The sequence below is a fragment of the Affinundibacterium baiyunense genome (assembly GCF_018139645.1).
Lineage (GTDB): Bacteria > Pseudomonadota > Gammaproteobacteria > Burkholderiales > Burkholderiaceae_D > Undibacterium > Undibacterium baiyunense.
This window is the reverse complement of record NZ_JAGSPM010000072.1, coordinates 1-287: the sequence shown is the minus strand read 5'-3', so window position 1 is coordinate 287 and position 287 is coordinate 1. Positions and strand designations below refer to the sequence as shown.

1 pseudogene is annotated in these 287 nt (G+C 47.7%); it reads right to left on the bottom strand.

The features are described 5' to 3' along the window. A pseudogene (locus KDM92_RS18710) lies at positions 1-287 on the bottom strand (IS3 family transposase); the annotation flags it as partial.

Below are 287 nucleotides of genomic sequence, written 5' to 3'. Positions count from 1 at the left end.
GCCGCATAGCAGCCGTCACGCGACGATAGCCGTAACGACCATGGTGCTTATCATAGATACTGCGAATACGCTGCTTGATCGAAGCATACTTATCACCATCGAGTGCTTGGTGTCGCTGATAGTAAAATGTGCTGCGAGCCATATCAACCACCTTGAGAACCCGTGCGATCGGGTATTGCTGCCTTAGTTCATCCGCTATTTGCGCTTTCTCTCCCGCGCTAATTTTTCTTTTGCTTGAACTAAGGCTTGCAACTTTTTTAGATACGCATTCTCCAAACGCAGATAGT